This window comes from Streptomyces sp. NPDC050564 (genome assembly GCF_044457265.1).
Taxonomy (GTDB): Bacteria; Actinomycetota; Actinomycetes; order Streptomycetales; family Streptomycetaceae; genus Streptomyces.
On sequence record NZ_JBITGS010000037.1, the window covers coordinates 1 to 14,465 of the forward strand.

12 protein-coding genes and 2 pseudogenes are annotated in these 14,465 nt (G+C 68.6%); 4 read left to right on the forward strand and 10 right to left on the reverse strand.

Features of this window, described 5'->3' with window-relative positions; genetic code table 11:
* Window positions 1–221: 221 nt before the first annotated feature.
* Window positions 222–599 (reverse strand): hypothetical protein, encoded by a 378-nt coding sequence (locus ACIBK0_RS40545; RefSeq protein WP_399091690.1) that lies wholly within the window; start codon window positions 597–599, stop codon window positions 222–224.
* A gap of 252 nt (window positions 600–851) precedes the next feature.
* Between ACIBK0_RS40545 and ACIBK0_RS40550 the strand changes: the two are divergent.
* Window positions 852–1,615 (forward strand): annotated as a pseudogene (locus ACIBK0_RS40550) (transposase family protein).
* A 343-nt stretch (window positions 1,616–1,958) separates the two neighbouring features.
* Here ACIBK0_RS40550 and ACIBK0_RS40555 read toward each other — a convergent pair.
* The gene (locus tag ACIBK0_RS40555; RefSeq protein ID WP_399091894.1) at window positions 1,959–2,468 is read right to left on the reverse strand and encodes a GNAT family N-acetyltransferase; all 510 of its coding nucleotides are present in this window, start codon (window positions 2,466–2,468) and stop codon (window positions 1,959–1,961) included.
* A 194-nt stretch (window positions 2,469–2,662) separates the two neighbouring features.
* Between ACIBK0_RS40555 and ACIBK0_RS40560 the strand changes: the two genes are divergently transcribed.
* Window positions 2,663–3,268, forward strand: a complete 606-nt coding sequence (locus ACIBK0_RS40560; protein ID WP_399091693.1) for a TlpA disulfide reductase family protein — start codon at window positions 2,663–2,665, stop codon at window positions 3,266–3,268.
* A gap of 688 nt (window positions 3,269–3,956) precedes the next feature.
* Here ACIBK0_RS40560 and ACIBK0_RS40565 read toward each other — a convergent pair.
* From ACIBK0_RS40565 to ACIBK0_RS40600, 8 genes and pseudogenes are all read right to left on the reverse strand, one after another.
* The gene (locus tag ACIBK0_RS40565; protein WP_399091897.1) at window positions 3,957–4,553 is read right to left on the reverse strand and encodes a class F sortase; all 597 of its coding nucleotides are present in this window, start codon (window positions 4,551–4,553) and stop codon (window positions 3,957–3,959) included.
* A gap of 202 nt (window positions 4,554–4,755) precedes the next feature.
* Entirely contained in the window at window positions 4,756–5,019 is a 264-nt protein-coding gene (locus ACIBK0_RS40570) for a hypothetical protein (protein ID WP_399091696.1), read from the reverse strand.
* 893 nt (window positions 5,020–5,912) lie between these two features.
* The gene (locus ACIBK0_RS40575) at window positions 5,913–6,452 is read right to left on the reverse strand and encodes a LuxR C-terminal-related transcriptional regulator (RefSeq protein WP_399091699.1); all 540 of its coding nucleotides are present in this window, start codon (window positions 6,450–6,452) and stop codon (window positions 5,913–5,915) included.
* A 63-nt stretch (window positions 6,453–6,515) separates the two neighbouring features.
* Window positions 6,516–7,025, reverse strand: a pseudogene (locus ACIBK0_RS40580) (DUF2848 family protein); the annotation flags it as partial.
* A gap of 54 nt (window positions 7,026–7,079) precedes the next feature.
* A complete protein-coding gene (locus tag ACIBK0_RS40585) occupies window positions 7,080–7,727 on the reverse strand; it encodes a GntR family transcriptional regulator (RefSeq protein ID WP_399091702.1) in 648 nt (215 codons plus the stop codon).
* 318 nt (window positions 7,728–8,045) lie between these two features.
* Window positions 8,046–9,125 carry a sensor histidine kinase gene (locus ACIBK0_RS40590; RefSeq protein WP_399091705.1) on the reverse strand — a complete coding sequence of 360 codons (1,080 nt, stop codon included), beginning with the start codon at window positions 9,123–9,125 and terminating at the stop codon, window positions 8,046–8,048.
* On the reverse strand, window positions 9,118–9,813 hold the full coding sequence (locus ACIBK0_RS40595) for a response regulator transcription factor (protein ID WP_399091708.1): 696 nt from the start codon (window positions 9,811–9,813) through the stop codon (window positions 9,118–9,120). Before ACIBK0_RS40595 ends, ACIBK0_RS40590 begins: the two co-directional genes overlap by 8 nt.
* 68 nt (window positions 9,814–9,881) lie before the next feature.
* The gene (locus ACIBK0_RS40600) at window positions 9,882–10,592 is read right to left on the reverse strand and encodes a VanZ family protein (protein WP_399091711.1); all 711 of its coding nucleotides are present in this window, start codon (window positions 10,590–10,592) and stop codon (window positions 9,882–9,884) included.
* Window positions 10,593–11,283: 691 nt separating this feature from the next.
* Between ACIBK0_RS40600 and ACIBK0_RS40605 the strand changes: the two genes are divergently transcribed.
* Both ACIBK0_RS40605 and ACIBK0_RS40610 read left to right on the forward strand, forming a co-directional pair.
* Complete coding sequence (locus tag ACIBK0_RS40605; protein ID WP_399091714.1) at window positions 11,284–12,027, forward strand: hypothetical protein; 744 nt, start codon at window positions 11,284–11,286, stop codon at window positions 12,025–12,027.
* Window positions 11,919–14,321, forward strand: a complete 2,403-nt coding sequence (locus tag ACIBK0_RS40610; protein WP_399091900.1) for a SpoIIE family protein phosphatase — start codon at window positions 11,919–11,921, stop codon at window positions 14,319–14,321. Before ACIBK0_RS40605 ends, ACIBK0_RS40610 begins: the two co-directional genes overlap by 109 nt.
* Window positions 14,322–14,465 lie beyond the last annotated feature (144 nt).

Here is a 14,465-nt window from a genome sequence, read left to right on the forward strand (position 1 = left end):
GGTCACACCACGCCCACCTCCATGCCGCTTGACACCAAACGACATGGGGTGTCTGACCAGCTGATCAGCACCTCCCGCACGCCGGGGGAACCTCACCTCCCGCAGGACAACGTAGGGAGCCTTTTCCAACCTCACGTTGAGGGTGCGCGGTGGAGAAGACTGCATTACTTCCTTGCATGTGCTCGCCCGACTGCGCCGTGTCTTCGGCCCGGCACCGGTGATCAGCTGCGGTCTTCGACGCTGCTGTCGGCGATCGCTCGGAACAGCTCGCGAGCCTGCTCGCAGAACTGCTCGACATCCGTGATGTCCGGCTCGTCACCGTCCGCCAGCATCCGGGCCTGGAGTTGCTCGGAGCGCAGCCCGCCGTAGCGAGCCCGCACCTCCGCGGTAACCGGCTGGACCGCGATGTGCAGGTGCTTGCGCGCGTCGCGGCCGTGCGACCACATGCAGACGTAGGTCTGCTCGGGGCGGCACAACGTCTCCACGACACGAGCGGTATCGCGCAGCAAGGGGCCGAGTTCCGCCGCTGCCGTGTCGTTGAGCTCCGCGATGGCCACGACGTGCTCCCGCGGACCGACGATCAAGGTGCCGAGATTCATCGGACCGACGACGTGGTTCACCACCCAAGCAGCGGTTTCGTGCAGGACGCCTCCGGGCAATTCCCGGCGACCGGCCAGAAGGTCGCACCCAAGACACCCCGTCACATCCACGTGCACCAGCCTATACGGAGCCGCAGCGATGAACTCGACCGCCAATCTGGTTGACGAGTCTGCCAGTTGGCCTGCACACGTGATGAAGCTCCTGGTAGACGGGTTCACGACCAAGATCGCCCGTGCTGCCAGGAGCTTCGTGTGTTTGTCGACCCGTCTGTCCTCGACCTGTCCACCCCGCACCTGCGCTTCCTGACCGACCGGCTGGCCGCGCATCGGTCGGCGTGCGGGACTTGGTGACGCCGACTTTCCGCCGGCCACCAGGCGCTGCTGGTCCTGGCACACCGGCGTCTGGGGCACACCTACGCGTAGCTCGCCGCTGGATTCGAGGTGGGCGTGAGCACGGTGTACCGATACATCACGGAAGCCGTCGGACTGCTCGCGGCGCGGGCGCCTGACCTCGCCACGGCGGTGACGGCTGCCTCGGCCAAGGCGTTCGTGATCCTGGACGGGACGCTGCTGCCGATCCACCGGATCGCCGCCGACCGGGCGTACTTCTCCGGCAAGCACAAGAAGCACGGGATGACGTGCAGTTCATCGCCGATCCGCACGGGAGACTGCTGTGGGCCTCGCCGGCCCTGCCCGGTTCAGTGCACGACATCAAGGCCGCCCGCACCCACGGCATCATCGACGCCCTCACCGAGGCGGGCCTGGCCTGCTGGGCGGACAAGGGCTACCAAGGTGCAGGCAGCGCCATTCGGGAGCCCTTCCGCGGCCGGTGGGATCGCCTCTCGACGGGTCAACGCGCGGTCAACGCCGCGCACGCCCGCATCCGGGCCCTCGGAGAACAGGCCATGGCGACCCTGAAGACCTGGCGCCTGCTGCGGAAACTCCGCTGCAGCACCACCCGAATCACCAGCCTCGTCCAAGCCGTCCTCACCCTTCACCTGACCTGCTCAAACTGAGACTGACAAAGGCTCACCGGCCTTCACCATCGCACCTCAGCCGTGACCTTGGCGGCCTTCAAACGGCCTCCCCATGTCCGCAGGTCATCGCAGACGACCTAAACGGTGCGCCGATCCACATCGCGTACGGTCAGCGCAGCGCGGGCCAGGATCCGCGAACGTGACTCTGTGACTCGATGTGTCACATTGACAGCCAGTACACCACGTCCGTGGACGTGGCCCAATGAAGCTCGCAGTTTGATCGAAGCTTCAGCCACAACTCTTGACACTTCCTCGGAGCGGCAGGAAGCCCCGGCCGACTGAACTCTGCAGCACGACCAAGGGCACCGTGAGTCTCTTGTCGTCAGGCCAAATCCGTCCATGGAGCTATGACCCAGTGGTTGGACTTGAGGACCTGGCCTGCGAAGGTCACGTCGACCTCCGAGACGAATCGGAACCCAACCGACCGGCAAATGCCGTTCGACGCCGCGTTGTTCGACGCTGGAAAGGCAGGCACGACTCCCCAGCGGTCCTGATCCCGGGCCTGCTCAAGCAAGGCACGGACCGCGCGTCTGCCCAGCCCCTGCCCTTGAAACTCAGGCAGAACCATCCAGCCGATCTCCGAGATCGCCCCATCTTCGGTGTCGTGGGACCAGATGGTCACTGTCCCCGCCACCACATCGGGGCTGGTCGGATCAGGAACGATCATCTTGAACCATGCGAGGTCCGCTGCTGCCTGCTGGGCATCCCGTCTGACCTTGTCCGCCATCCCTTTACACGGCAACGGTCCGCCGAGGTCGGTCATCATGACGGGATCGCATCGCATCCGAACATAGGCATCGACGTCGTCCGGCGAGACGTTGCGCAGCTGCACTGACTCCTCCTCGGTTTCATCGGGATGGTCCCACGGCTTGAGGGCAGGACCACGGTGGCCTGGGCTCTGCACACTGCTCTCCGGACCCGGCTGGCGCCGAAACAGCATCTGATCGAACTCCATCAGAACCGGAACTCCTTAGCGTTCGGCGCCCCGGTAGCCACCCGGCTGACGCGGAATGCGAAGCTGCTCATATGAGTGCCGCCTGCCGCGCCGACCAGCGCCCGAACCGCACCCGTCGTAGCCGCGCCGCCCTGCTCACCGCCGTCGCCGCGCTCGTCCTGTCCGCGTGTGGTTCCGGGGGAGCGGGCAACACCGACTTCGTCGCCGGCAAGAATGGCGTCGACACCGCGGCCAAGGGCCACCGGACCGCGATCCCCGACCTGTCGGGCAAGACCATCGACGGCAAGCAACTCGACGTCCGCGACTTCAAGGGTCAGGTCGTCGTCGTCAACGTCTGGGGATCCTTGTGCGGGCCGTGCCGGGCCGAGGCCGCCAACTTCGAGCGGGTCTACCAGGACACCAAGGACCAGGGCGTGCAGTTCGTCGGCATCAACACCCGCGATTCCAGCACCAGTCCGGCCCTGGCCTTCGAGAAGGAGCATGGCGTCACCTACCCGAGCCTGTACGACCCGACGGGCAAGCTGATGCTCCGCTTCAAGAAGGGCACGCTGAACCCACAGTTGATCCCCTCCACCCTCATCATCGACCGGGACGGCAAGGTTGCGGCCCGGACGCTCCAGGCGCTCAGCGAGGACAACCTGCGCAAGATGGTCAACCCCGTCCTCGCGGAGAAGTGACCCGACGCGTCCCCCTCGCCACACCCCATGGGTTTCACTCGGTTGGTCCTGTCCTTCGCCGTGCCGGCTCTACCCGGCGCCAGCCCTGGCCAGCTTTCGCTGGTGTCGTACTGGCCTGCCAGGTGCTTCCCCTCGAGACTGCTCGTATCCGCTTGCAGGTGACCGCTGGGGGGTGAAGCCCCGCACTGTGGTCGGCGGAGCCTTGTGGTGGGTGTAGGGACAGGGTCACTCGTTCCCGAGCGTCCTGCCCTGGAGGGCCGACACGAACGACGTCGGCACGGACTGATCGGGCCGTGGGAGGTGCTGCGGGAATTATTCCTCGACAGCAGTGGCCCGGCATTCACGCTCTGCTATTGCGGCTGAACGGCCGCGGGCCAAAGATGCGGGCGTGGGGAGCGGGGATGGCGGAGGGGAGCACTGTGAATCTCATCCACCTGGCCGACCGGGAGAGCCGAAGCGGCGGATGACAGTCCCGCCGGGACATGCCGGGCTGCTGCGCCAACCACTCCACGGTGAGTGGCTGATGCATGTTGAGCAGTGCCTACTTGTGTAGCTGCGTCAGCCCTTCGGCACGTTCGGGCCGCACGGGTACGCCGATCTAATGGGTCTGGCCACCGGTGCGGTGAGGGGCGGTAACGAGCATCAATAGGGACAGGGGCAGGAGTGCTGACGGCCATTCCTGGGCCGTTCACCCTGCCAGGAAGTGGCCGTTTGGCTGTTTCACTGCGGTGAGCGTCGCGTAGACCACGACGTTGCCCTGGTATCCGGTGTCGTTGACGTAGCCACCGCAGGTGATCACCCGTAGTTCGGGCAGGTCGGAGCTGCCGTAGACCTTGTCGTTGGGGAATCTCTCCTTGTCGTAGACCTCCACGGCGGCGACGGTGAATACGGCCGTGCGCCCATCTGCCCGGCTGATCTCGATCGTGTCGCCCTTGGTCAGGGCGCCGAGCTCGTAGAAAACGCCGGGCCTGCCCGTGTGCATGTCCACATGCCCCGTGGTCACGGCTGTGCCTGCCGAACCCGGTGCCGTGCCCTCGCCGTACCAGCCGGCAAGGTTGGGGTTGTCGGCGGGCGGAGGCCGCAGCGCCCCGGCCCTGTCGAGGTCCAGCTTTGTCATGGGGGCGTTCACGTTGATGGCGGGGATGCGAAGCCGGACGGGCTTCGCGGGGGGCAGCGGCTGGACGGCAGGGAGTGTTGCTGAGGCAGTGCGGCCGGGCGTGCGGCCTGCCGTGGGGGTGGAGAAGGCCTGGCCGGCCGAAGGCTGCGGTGGCTGCCTGTCGAGCATCGCGCCGATCACCAGCACGCTACCCGTCACCAGTGCCAAGGCCAGATATTTGACCGGGGGGACGAACGTGTGGGGAGGCGCGCTGGTCTTGTGCGGGGGTTCCATCGCGGTTGAGCCTCTTGCCTGCAGCCGGGTGGGGTTCATTCCCGCGGCCCCCGGGACGAATGCGGTGCCGGGGGCCGGTGCGGCGGGAGCTGGGTGGTCAGGTTCGGTTGCCGTGCGAGCGGCGGCGCATCCTCACCAGCCACCCGGCGGCGGCTGCGGCGAGCAGCGCACCGCCCACGGCAATTTGCGTATCGGTGTCCGTGGCGTCTCCGAAGCCGGCTTCGACCGCGCCGTTCGGATGCCGGCCGGTGATTCGGTACGTATCAGTGATCTTGGTCCGTGGTGGGCACTTTACGGTGACCGTGTCGGTGTCGGGCCTTCTCCCTTCCGGCACCTGGAACTCGCCGGTGAGCTCGCCCACGCGGTCGCCTTCGAAAAGGTGGAACGAGCCCCCCGCCTCCGACTCGCCCTTGCCGTAGGTGACGTCCGCGCCGCAGGCCGTGGTGGTGACGGTGACCGTAGAGCCCGGGGAGGCATTTCCCGGGCGGATGTGGAGATCTGAGTCATCGGCGGAGGCAGCGGCCGGACTCTGCAGAGCCAGGACACCGATGACCAGGCCGATACCAACGCCAACGGGTGTGTTTCGCAAGGGAATCCTCCACGCTGCAGTGGCCGGCCTCTCCGCACGGCGCCCCTGTGTGCTCTACCGACGAGGCAACCGACACTCCGTCAGCTCCGCAACAGGAGGCATCGGCACATGCGTCACTCGGGCAGGCGTAGTGACTCCTCTCGCATGAACATTTACGCAGGTCGCTGGAGCAGAGACCGACACCGTGGAGGCATTGCCGAAGGTGAGCGGATGGGCTAACGGCACTCATCCCCAAGCCGGCCCCTGGCACGCTGTCGGTACCAGCCCGGCCGAGCGACGTCCGTCTCTTCATAGGCGGCGCCGATACCCATGACACCAAAGCCCTGGACGCCGACAAAGGGGCCTCTGGTGCCCGGCTCGACCTCACGGATCGGTTCGATGGCGTTGCTCATGAGGGGTTCAGCCGTGCTGCGCAGGCGCGTACGTGACTGAGAACAACCGGACAAGCGCTACCGCCTCGGCCCGCACGGTCACCTGCGACTGGACGACCTTTCAGCAGCACGCCCGCCAAGGCCCTGACGACCTCAGCGAAGACGGCGACCTCACTCTGCGCCGTGCACTTGCCCTGGTCCGTGGCCGCCCCTGAACGTCGGCACGACATCGAATGCGGCCCTGTCTGGCTTTGTTCACGAGGTCCGGACCTCGTGAACAAAGCCAGACAGGGCTCAGCGCGCGGCCTGGAGGTACTTCAGGACGGCGAGTACACGCCGATGGTCGTTCGGTGATTGGTGCAGGTTCAGCTTCTGCAGGATTTGCCGGACGTGGGCCTCCAGCGTCTTGGGGCTCATCAGCAGGTTCTCGGCGATGGCCGTGTTCGAACGCCCCTCGGCCATGAGTGCCAGCACCTCGAGCTCTCGCGGGGTGAGGCCCGCGAGCGGGCTGGGATCGTGCGGCCGCCGCATCAGCGTGGTCACGATCGTTGGATCAATGACGCACTCGCCCTCGATGACGCGGTGCAGCGCATCGACAAGCAGAACGATGTCTGATACGCGCTCTTTGAGGAGGTATCCGAGGTGCTGTGGCGCGTTGCTGAGCAGACGCATGGCGTAGTGGGCTTCGAGATACTGGGACAGGACCAGTACGCCCATGGCGGGATGCATGGAGCGGATCCGCTGGGCTGCGACGAGGCCCTCGTCGGTGTATGTCGGCGGCATCTTGATGTCCACGATCACTGCGTCGGGGGCGGTGGAGTCGAGCCTACCCATGGCGGGTGAGCCGGCCGGCGGGGGAGTGGTGCGTGCTCTGCCGGCCTCGGCGTGGCCGTCGCGTCAGCCGATCGGTGCCGGCATGGGCCGGACGTCGTAGTGGAGGCGGATCGTGTCCCCGGTGGCGGGGTCGGCCAGTTCCACGCTCCAGCCGTCGGCGAACTGGTCTACGCCGGGGGCCATGGGGATGGTGCCGGAGATGAGGACGGCGCCGGGCGTGAGCGCGCCGCGCGAGCGCAGTACGTCGATCCAGTAGGCGGGGGTGAGGAGTTCGGCGAGGGTGCCGTGCTGGATCTCCGTCGGCGTGCCGCCGTGGGTGACCCAGGCGCGCAGGACGAGGTCGTCGATGCGGGACTCCACATCGGCCAGGCGCCAGGCGCGGCGGGCGAGGACGTCGGGGCCGGCGTTCTTGCTCCAGGCCACGCCGTGCACCTCCAGGTCGCGGTCGGTGTGGTCGCAGGCGGCGGTCAGCAGCAGCTCTCCGCCGTCCGCCACGACGAGCGCCCATTCCGCCTCGCCGGAGGTGTGCCCGTGCTGCGTGTGGACGCGGTCGGTCTGCTGGGCGAGGTAGGGGAGGGCCTGGTGCTACCCGGGAAAGGACACGCCGGACCCGTGCCCGGCCACCCTCTAGCCCGCGAGCAGCACCTTGAGCGTCGACTCCAGATGGTGGTCGATGGCGGCACATGCGGCCTGCGCGTCACCGGCCGCCAAGGCGTCCAGGATGGCCTCGTGTTCCTCCAGCACCGCTTCCTGGCGTCCCTGCTGGTTGAAGAGGGCGACCACTCCGGCTCGGACCTGGCGGCTGCGCAGGCCGTCGTAGTGCCGGTCGAGGAGGGCGTTGCCGACGGCGGACACCAGGGCCGAATGGAAGCGGTGGTCCACGGCGATGAACTCCCGGGCCTGATCGGCGCCGGTGAGCTCGCGCTGCCGTTCCAGCAGGGATCGCAGCCCCGCCACCGGCGCCGCTCCGCCGGAGACGAGCTGCTGGGCGGCGTACCGCTCGACGATGCCCCGCAGCTCCATGAGCTCGCGGATCTCCCGTCCCGTCAGGGGGGACACCCGGGCGCCCCGCTTGGGCACCAGCTCGACCAGGTCCTCGGCCGCGAGCTGCAGCAGCGCTTCCCGGACGGGCGTGCGGGAGACGCCGATACGGTCCGCGAGCTCCTGCTCCGACAGGAAGGCGCCCTGCATCCCGGGATCCGTCAGCACCGTGTCCTTGAGATACGCGTACGCCTTCTCCCGACCGGACGTCACGGCAACCCCCAGCTCTCGCATACAGCTTGTATACGGACGCTACCACGCACCTTCGGAGGGAGTCTTCGACGACGGCGCATCCGTGAAGCGGACAGACACCCTGGCGACCGGCACCCCCGAGTCGTGAGGGCCGAAGCTCCCGCGCGGAGACCGGGCCAGGCTCCGGCCGGGCGGCGGCCGTCCCGAGGAGGACTGCGCGCCGTTCCCCTGACGGAGGCGCCTGCCACCGGAGGTCCGCGCACTCGCGAGGGCATTCCTTACGAATTGCTGCCACGGGTCACTCTGGCCTGCACCGAACTTCCAGTCAACGATCTAGTGGGCCCCGCTCGGGGACGATGCCTACGGCGTGCCGGGAAGCCGGACCGTGACGAGGAGACCGCCGGCGGGGCGGGGAACGAGGCCGAGGGTCCCGTCGTGGGCGCGGACGATGCTGTGCACGATGGCCAGGCCGAGGCCGACGCCGGCGTGCTCGTCGGTGCGTAGGCGTTCCGTTCCGCGCCGGAAGGGTTCGGTGAGGGTCGGCACCAGTTCCGGTGGGAGCGGATGACCCGTGTTCGCGACCCGCACCACGCTCGCGCCGCCCTGCGCCTCGGTGTGGACCGTCACGGTGCCGCCGACGGGGAGGTTGTGGACGATGGCGTTCTGGACGAGGTTCGTCACCATCCGCAGTAGGAGCTCCGCGGAGCCGCTGGTCCGTGTCGCTGCGCCGGTGACGTCGAGCGTGATCCCGCGCTGTTCGGCGAGGGGGAGCAGGGTTTCGGCGGCCTCTTCGGCGACGAGGGAGAGGTCGACACTCTCGCGGGTGAAGTTCCCGCGGTCGCTGCGGCTGAGCAGCAGGAGGGCCTCGGTGAGGTCGATCGCGCGCGTATTGACAGCCTGCAGGCGTTCGAAGAGTTCGTCTTGGTCCCGCGTGCGGTCCCTGCGGGCGACGTCGAGCAGCGTCTGCGAGATGGCCAGCGGGGTGCGCAGTTCGTGGGAGGCGTTCGCGGCGAACCTCTGCTGCTCGGCGACGTGCGACTCGAGTTGTTCGAGCATGGTGTCGAACGTGTCGGCGAGTTCACGGAATTCGTCCTGGCGGCCTTCCATGCGGATCCGGTGGGACAGCGATCCGTTCCCGGCCGTCCGTGCCGCGGCCGTGATCTGTGTGAGTGGTGCGAGCATCCGGCCGGCGAGGATCCATCCCCCGACGAGGCCGAACACGAGCAGGAAGGCCATCGCCACGGCCGCGGCGGGGGCGAAGGTGTGCTCAAGGAGGTAGCGGTTGGGCGAGATCCCCAGAAGGCCTTGGGAGTTGTCGGGTACGTAGCGCAGCAGGAACCCCCACACCACGGCCAGCAGGAGAGCGCCTGCGACGGCGAGGAACCCGGCGTAGCTGAGGGTGAGTTTCAGTCGGACGCTGAGCCCTGGGCGTCTACGCATGCGTACTGCCGGGGCGGGTGGTGTCGGGGCCGGTGTCGATGCGGTAGCCGACACCCGGCACCGTGGCGATGATCCATGGTTCGCCAAGCCGTTTGCGCAATGCGGAGACGGTGATGCGGACGGCGTTGGTGAGGGGGTCGGCGTTCTCGTCCCAGGCCCGTTCCAGCAGTTCTTCGGCGCTGACGACCCCGCCTTCGGCGGCGACGAGGACTTCGAGCACGGCGAACTGTTTGCGGGTGAGCGCGACGTAGCGTCCGTCGCGGAAGACCTCCCGGCGGAAGGGGTCGAGGCGCAGGCCCGCGATCTCGCGGACCGGGGGCCGGGCGTACGCGCGCCTGCGATCGAGCGCCCGCAGCCGCAGGACGAGCTCCCGCAGCTCGAACGGTTTGGTGAGGTAGTCGTCGGCACCGAGTTCGAACCCGGATGCCTTGTCGTCGATCCGGTCGGCGGCGGTGAGCATGAGAATCGGGATGCCGCTGCCGGAGGCGACGATGCGCCGGGCGACCTCGTCGCCGGAGGGGCCGGGGATGTCGCGGTCGAGGACCGCGAGGTCGTAGGAGTTGACGCTGAGCAGTTCCAGGGCGGAGTCGCCGTCGCCGGCGATGTCGGCGGCGATCGCCTCCAGCCGCAGACCGTCACGGACGGCTTCTGCCAGGTAGGGCTCGTCCTCCACGATCAGTACGCGCATGTCTGAAGCCTAAGGAGCACAACATATCGCTGACGTATGTGAAGACGTGTGCACACCGGACACGCGACTCAGCCTGCCGGTGCCGGCGCGGGGCGAGGCTGGTTCGACGGCGCTTCCGCCGTAGTGCGCCACCAGCGACGCGACGCCAGCGCGGCCAGCGCGGCGCCGGCGGCGTTGACCAGAACGTCGTCCACGGAGGACACCCGGTCCAGCCGCAGGACGTACTGTGCGGTCTCGACCAGGACCGAGCAGCCCGCCCCGAGTGCCAGGATCCGTGGCACGGACGCGAGCGCCGCGAACCGCATCGGGGCGAAGAACCCCAGCGCCGCGAAGACCAGCAGGTTGCCGACGATCCCGAGCGGCCCCATCGTGACCAGGTCCCTCAGCGGTACCAGGCTCACCCGCTCGGGGACGTTGCCGACCCCACCGCCCGGCATCATGGTCAACCACACGAAGGGCAGCGTCCCGTGGACCATGCCCACCTCGGCCAGCGACTTGCGCCACGCCCACGCCGATGTGACGCCGGCGGCACGCCGAACGCGTGCCAGAACCCACACCACCAGCGCGGCCAGCGGCAGCGCGACCAACGTCATGAGCACCACACCGTTGAACGTGTCGTAGCAGCCGTGCCACCGCCCGGCCATGCACCGCGGAGCGGACATCATGAGCGGCCGCCGCACGACGAACACGGCGCTCGCCAGGCCGAGGACCGCCAGGCTGACGAGCACGATGCTGCGCGTGCGGCAGGGCGGTGCTGACAGGGATGCGTCCGGGTTCATGCCCCCATTGGAGTTGGAGGGCCGTTGCGGTGGCGTATGCGATTTTCGATACGCCCGCGATACACGGAATCCCCGGCGTCCAGGAACTGGCGCAAGCCGGCGGTGAGTTCAAGCATCCTCCTCGCTCGCCCGGTCTTCGTCGCTCAGCGCGTCGGAGACACTTCCCATCGCTGACATCAACGTCGGCGAGTAGCCCCGGAGTTCAGCAGCCAGGCGGGGCTGGGCGTCCGGGGCGGAGGTGTGGCAGAACGCCTAAGGATCGAACTCCTGAAGCGGGTGGCGCAGATTCGAATCCTGCCGGGGGCGCAGAAAAAGGGGTCGGTCAGGAGGGTTTCGCTCCCAGGCCGGCCTTTCGCCGTTTCAGGCGCCGTGCCGCATGCGTGCCGCTCCAGGTCCTGATCGACGCGGTCACTACGGGACACGGTCCTGATCTCTACTGCCCGTTTGGCGAACTTCCGGTAACGCCGCGGTGCTGGGCCGGCGGTAAGGCCTCAGGGTTGACGAAGGGTGAGCTAACGCCACATACGGTTACGCCGCATACGGTTGATCAGATACGAAAGCTTCCCTAAGACGGATGAAGTCGCCTAAATTAGTCCGATTAGGATCGGATGTAGATCGCTGCGGGTCCACATCCGATCGCATGCGGCCCAGCGGGTACCCAAGCGGTGAGCGGAGGCGACAGTCGGAAGTGGTGAATACCAGAAGCGGCGATGCGGACAACACCGGCCCGTCCATACCCCACGTCCCCCATCCGCTGCACCCACCGCAGGGCCTGGGGACCATGCAGACCGCACGGCCCTTGGAGCGACACCGCATGCGGATGCGACTGCTCGACGCCGTGGACGAGGACCGGCGCGATGTCGAAGTGCTGCTGACCGCGCTCCAGCAGGCGGTAGCCGAGGTGCACGGCCTGGGCGGCATGGTGCATCTCCCGGGCGGCGGCATGAGCGGCATCCTGTACCTGGTCGCCGACAGTGGCCTGCCGGAGTCGATGACCCGGCCCTGGCTGATCATCCCGGTACGGGGCGCGGCGCCGCCGAGCAGGGCCGCCCGCAACGACACCATCGCCTGGCAGCCCGACCTGGCCCCGCCTGACCCGGTGCCGGGTCGGGACCCCGCCGCCCTGTGGCCTTCCCGACTCCCCGCCGACATCGGTCACCTGGCCGTCCCCATTCCGAGCGGTGGCTGGCGACGCGGCGCGCTGTCCGTCCTCTTCGCTCCGGGCGCCGAGCCCGGTGCGGCGGAGCGCGCGTTTCTGAACGAGGTGGCGGCGTGGATGTCCGGGAGGCTCAGGTCGTCCGGAATCCTCAATCCGTCCTCCACCTGCTGCGCGCTCTGGAGAACGGGCCAGGAACGCGGGAGGCCGCCTCCCCGTGGGACGCGGAACGGGAGCCCTCCATCACGTATACCTGGGACCTGCGCACCGGCGAGCTGACCTCCGACCTGCCCGTCGAGGAGGTACTGGCCGGCATCGATCCGGAGGTGATGAGCGGCGGCATCGAGGCATGGGCAGAGCTGATCCACCCGGACGACCTGCCAGGAGCGGTAGCCGGCTTCGACACGGGCATCCAGCTGCGCGGCGGCTTCCAGAACGAGTACCGGATCCGGCGCCAGGACGGCACATACCTCTGGATCGAGGCCCGGGCCCGGACGATCACGGACGAAGACGGGACGCCGGTGAAGGTGATCGGCACCCTTCGGGACAGCAGCGAAACGCATGCCGCAGCCGAGTCGGTGGGGCGGGCGCTGCGACACATGAGCGACGGCTTCGTCTCCCTGGACACGGACTGGCGCATCGGATTTCTCAATCAGGCCGCCGAGCGGCTCCTCGGCGCCGCGGGAGATGTGGCCGGAGCCCTGCTCTGGAACATTCCCGCGGTGCGTGCCGTGCCGGGACTGGAGCAACGGTGCAGGGCCACGGCGGCCGAGGGCCAGCCGGCCGAATTCGACGTACCGGGGTCGGACGGGACGTCCTGGTACCACCTGCGGCTGGTGCCGGTGCCGGAAGGCCTCACGCTCTACATCACCGACACCACCGAGCGGCATCTGCGGGAGGCCGAGCGGGCCGCCGCGGAGCGGTCGGCCGCGGAGCGGGCGGCCCTGGTGCAGCGGATCACGCGGGAGCTGGCCGAGGCCGTCACGGCCCAGGATGTGATGGCGGCGGTGGCCGACGGCGTGATGACACCCCTCGGGGCCACCGGACTCGTCATGCTCGGTGTGGTCGGCGACCGGCTGAACGTGGTCGGCTCCCGTGGGTATCCGGAGCGCTTCACCCGGCTGCTGGACGGGCAGTGGACAGTACGGGACACCACGAACCCGGTGGGGGAGTCCCTGCGCACCCGCACCCCCCTCTTCATCTCCTCCCCGGAGGAGTTCCTGAAGCGTTACCCGAGGATCAAGACCCTGATCCGGGAGGGCGGCAAGCAGGCGTGGGCCCTTCTGCCGCTGGCGGTATCAGGGCGTGGGATCGGCGCGGCGGTGATCTCCTTCGGCCGACCGCGGGTGCTGGACGATGACGAACGAACGCTGCTGACCGCGCTCAGCGGACTGATCGCGCAGGCCCTGGAGCGGGCCGGGCTCTACGACGAGGCGACGACCCGGGCCCGTACCCTCCAGCGGAGCCTGCTGCCGCAGGCACTGCCCGAGCTGCCCGAGGTGACGACGGCAGCGCGCTACCAGCCGGCCAAGCAGGGAGCCGACGTCGGCGGCGACTGGTACGACGTGATCCCGCTCTCCGCGGCCCGGGTGGCGCTCGTGATCGGCGACGTCATGGGCCACGGCATGGCCGAGGCCGCCACCATGGGCAGGCTCCGCACGGCCGTCCGCACCCTCTCGGAGCTTGAGCTGCCGCCCGACGAAATCCTCGGCCACCTCAACGACATCGTCGGTGAGCTGGGCACCGATGCCTTCGTAACCTGCCTGTACGGCATCTACGACCCGGTGACCCGGCGTCTGTCATACGCCAGCGCCGGACAGCCGCCCCCGGCAGTGGCCCACCCCGACGGCACCGTCACCTTCCTGTCCATGACCCCGGACCCGCCACTCGGGGTGGCCGCTCCGCCCTTCGAAACCCTCGAGACCCTCCTGCCCGCCGACAGCTTGCTCGCCCTCTACAGCGACGGCCTGGTCGAGAGCAAGGACAGGGATGTCACCACCGGCATGAGCCGCCTCGCCGAGCTCCTCTTTGAGTCCGTGAACGCCATGCCGACGTCACCGGCGGACGCGTCCGACCTGGACGCCCTGTGCGCCACCCTCACCTCCGCTCTCCTCCCCGCCCACGGCGCGCTGATAGACGACGCTGCCCTGCTGCTGGCCCGCACCCACCCGCTGGACGCGGAGAATGTCGCCGAGTGGCCGTTGCCGCAGGACCCGGTGGCGGCGGGCCAGGCCCGCGACCTGGTCCGCGCCCAGCTCAAGGACTGGGACCTGGCCGACGAGGACCTGACCATGACCACCGAACTCCTGGTCAGCGAGCTGGTCGGGAACGTCATCCGGCACGCCTGCGGCCCCATCCGGCTGCGCATGCTGCGCAGCCGCACACTGATCTGCGAGGTCTCCGATGCCAGTCTGACCACGCCGCACATCCGCCACACCTCCGCCACCGACGAGGGCGGCCGCGGTCTGCAGCTCATCTCCGCACTCTGCCAGCGCTGGGGCACCCGCCACACCCGCACCGGCAAGTCCATCTGGACCGAACAGCCCCTCCCACCGCCTCAGTTTGATCTTTAACCTCGTGCCCGCCGGCGGCGTGCACGAAGGCAGCCTTCCCTTCCGCGCGGGGAGTTCGCCCCCAGTTGGCCGCCCGGTCACCAGCACTGCGTCGACACCGTCCTCGCACACCTGCCCGAGGTCTCCAACTTGTGTGCCACGCCG

Excerpts from the sequence above, each read along its gene's own strand:
- ACIBK0_RS40590 (WP_399091705.1), bottom strand. The coding sequence starts at position 9,125 with ATGCGTAGACGCCCAGGGCTCAGCGTCCGACTGAAACTCACCCTCAGC.
- ACIBK0_RS40565 (WP_399091897.1), bottom strand. The coding sequence starts at position 4,553 with ATGCTCGACAGGCAGCCACCGCAGCCTTCGGCCGGCCAGGCCTTCTCC.
- ACIBK0_RS40545 (WP_399091690.1), bottom strand. The coding sequence starts at position 599 with ATGAATCTCGGCACCTTGATCGTCGGTCCGCGGGAGCACGTCGTGGCC.
- ACIBK0_RS40595 (WP_399091708.1), bottom strand. The coding sequence starts at position 9,813 with ATGCGCGTACTGATCGTGGAGGACGAGCCCTACCTGGCAGAAGCCGTC.
- ACIBK0_RS40585 (WP_399091702.1), bottom strand. The coding sequence starts at position 7,727 with ATGCGAGAGCTGGGGGTTGCCGTGACGTCCGGTCGGGAGAAGGCGTAC.
- ACIBK0_RS40600 (WP_399091711.1), bottom strand. The coding sequence starts at position 10,592 with ATGAACCCGGACGCATCCCTGTCAGCACCGCCCTGCCGCACGCGCAGC.
- ACIBK0_RS40560 (WP_399091693.1), top strand. The coding sequence starts at position 2,663 with ATGAGTGCCGCCTGCCGCGCCGACCAGCGCCCGAACCGCACCCGTCGT.
- ACIBK0_RS40575 (WP_399091699.1), bottom strand. The coding sequence starts at position 6,452 with ATGGGTAGGCTCGACTCCACCGCCCCCGACGCAGTGATCGTGGACATC.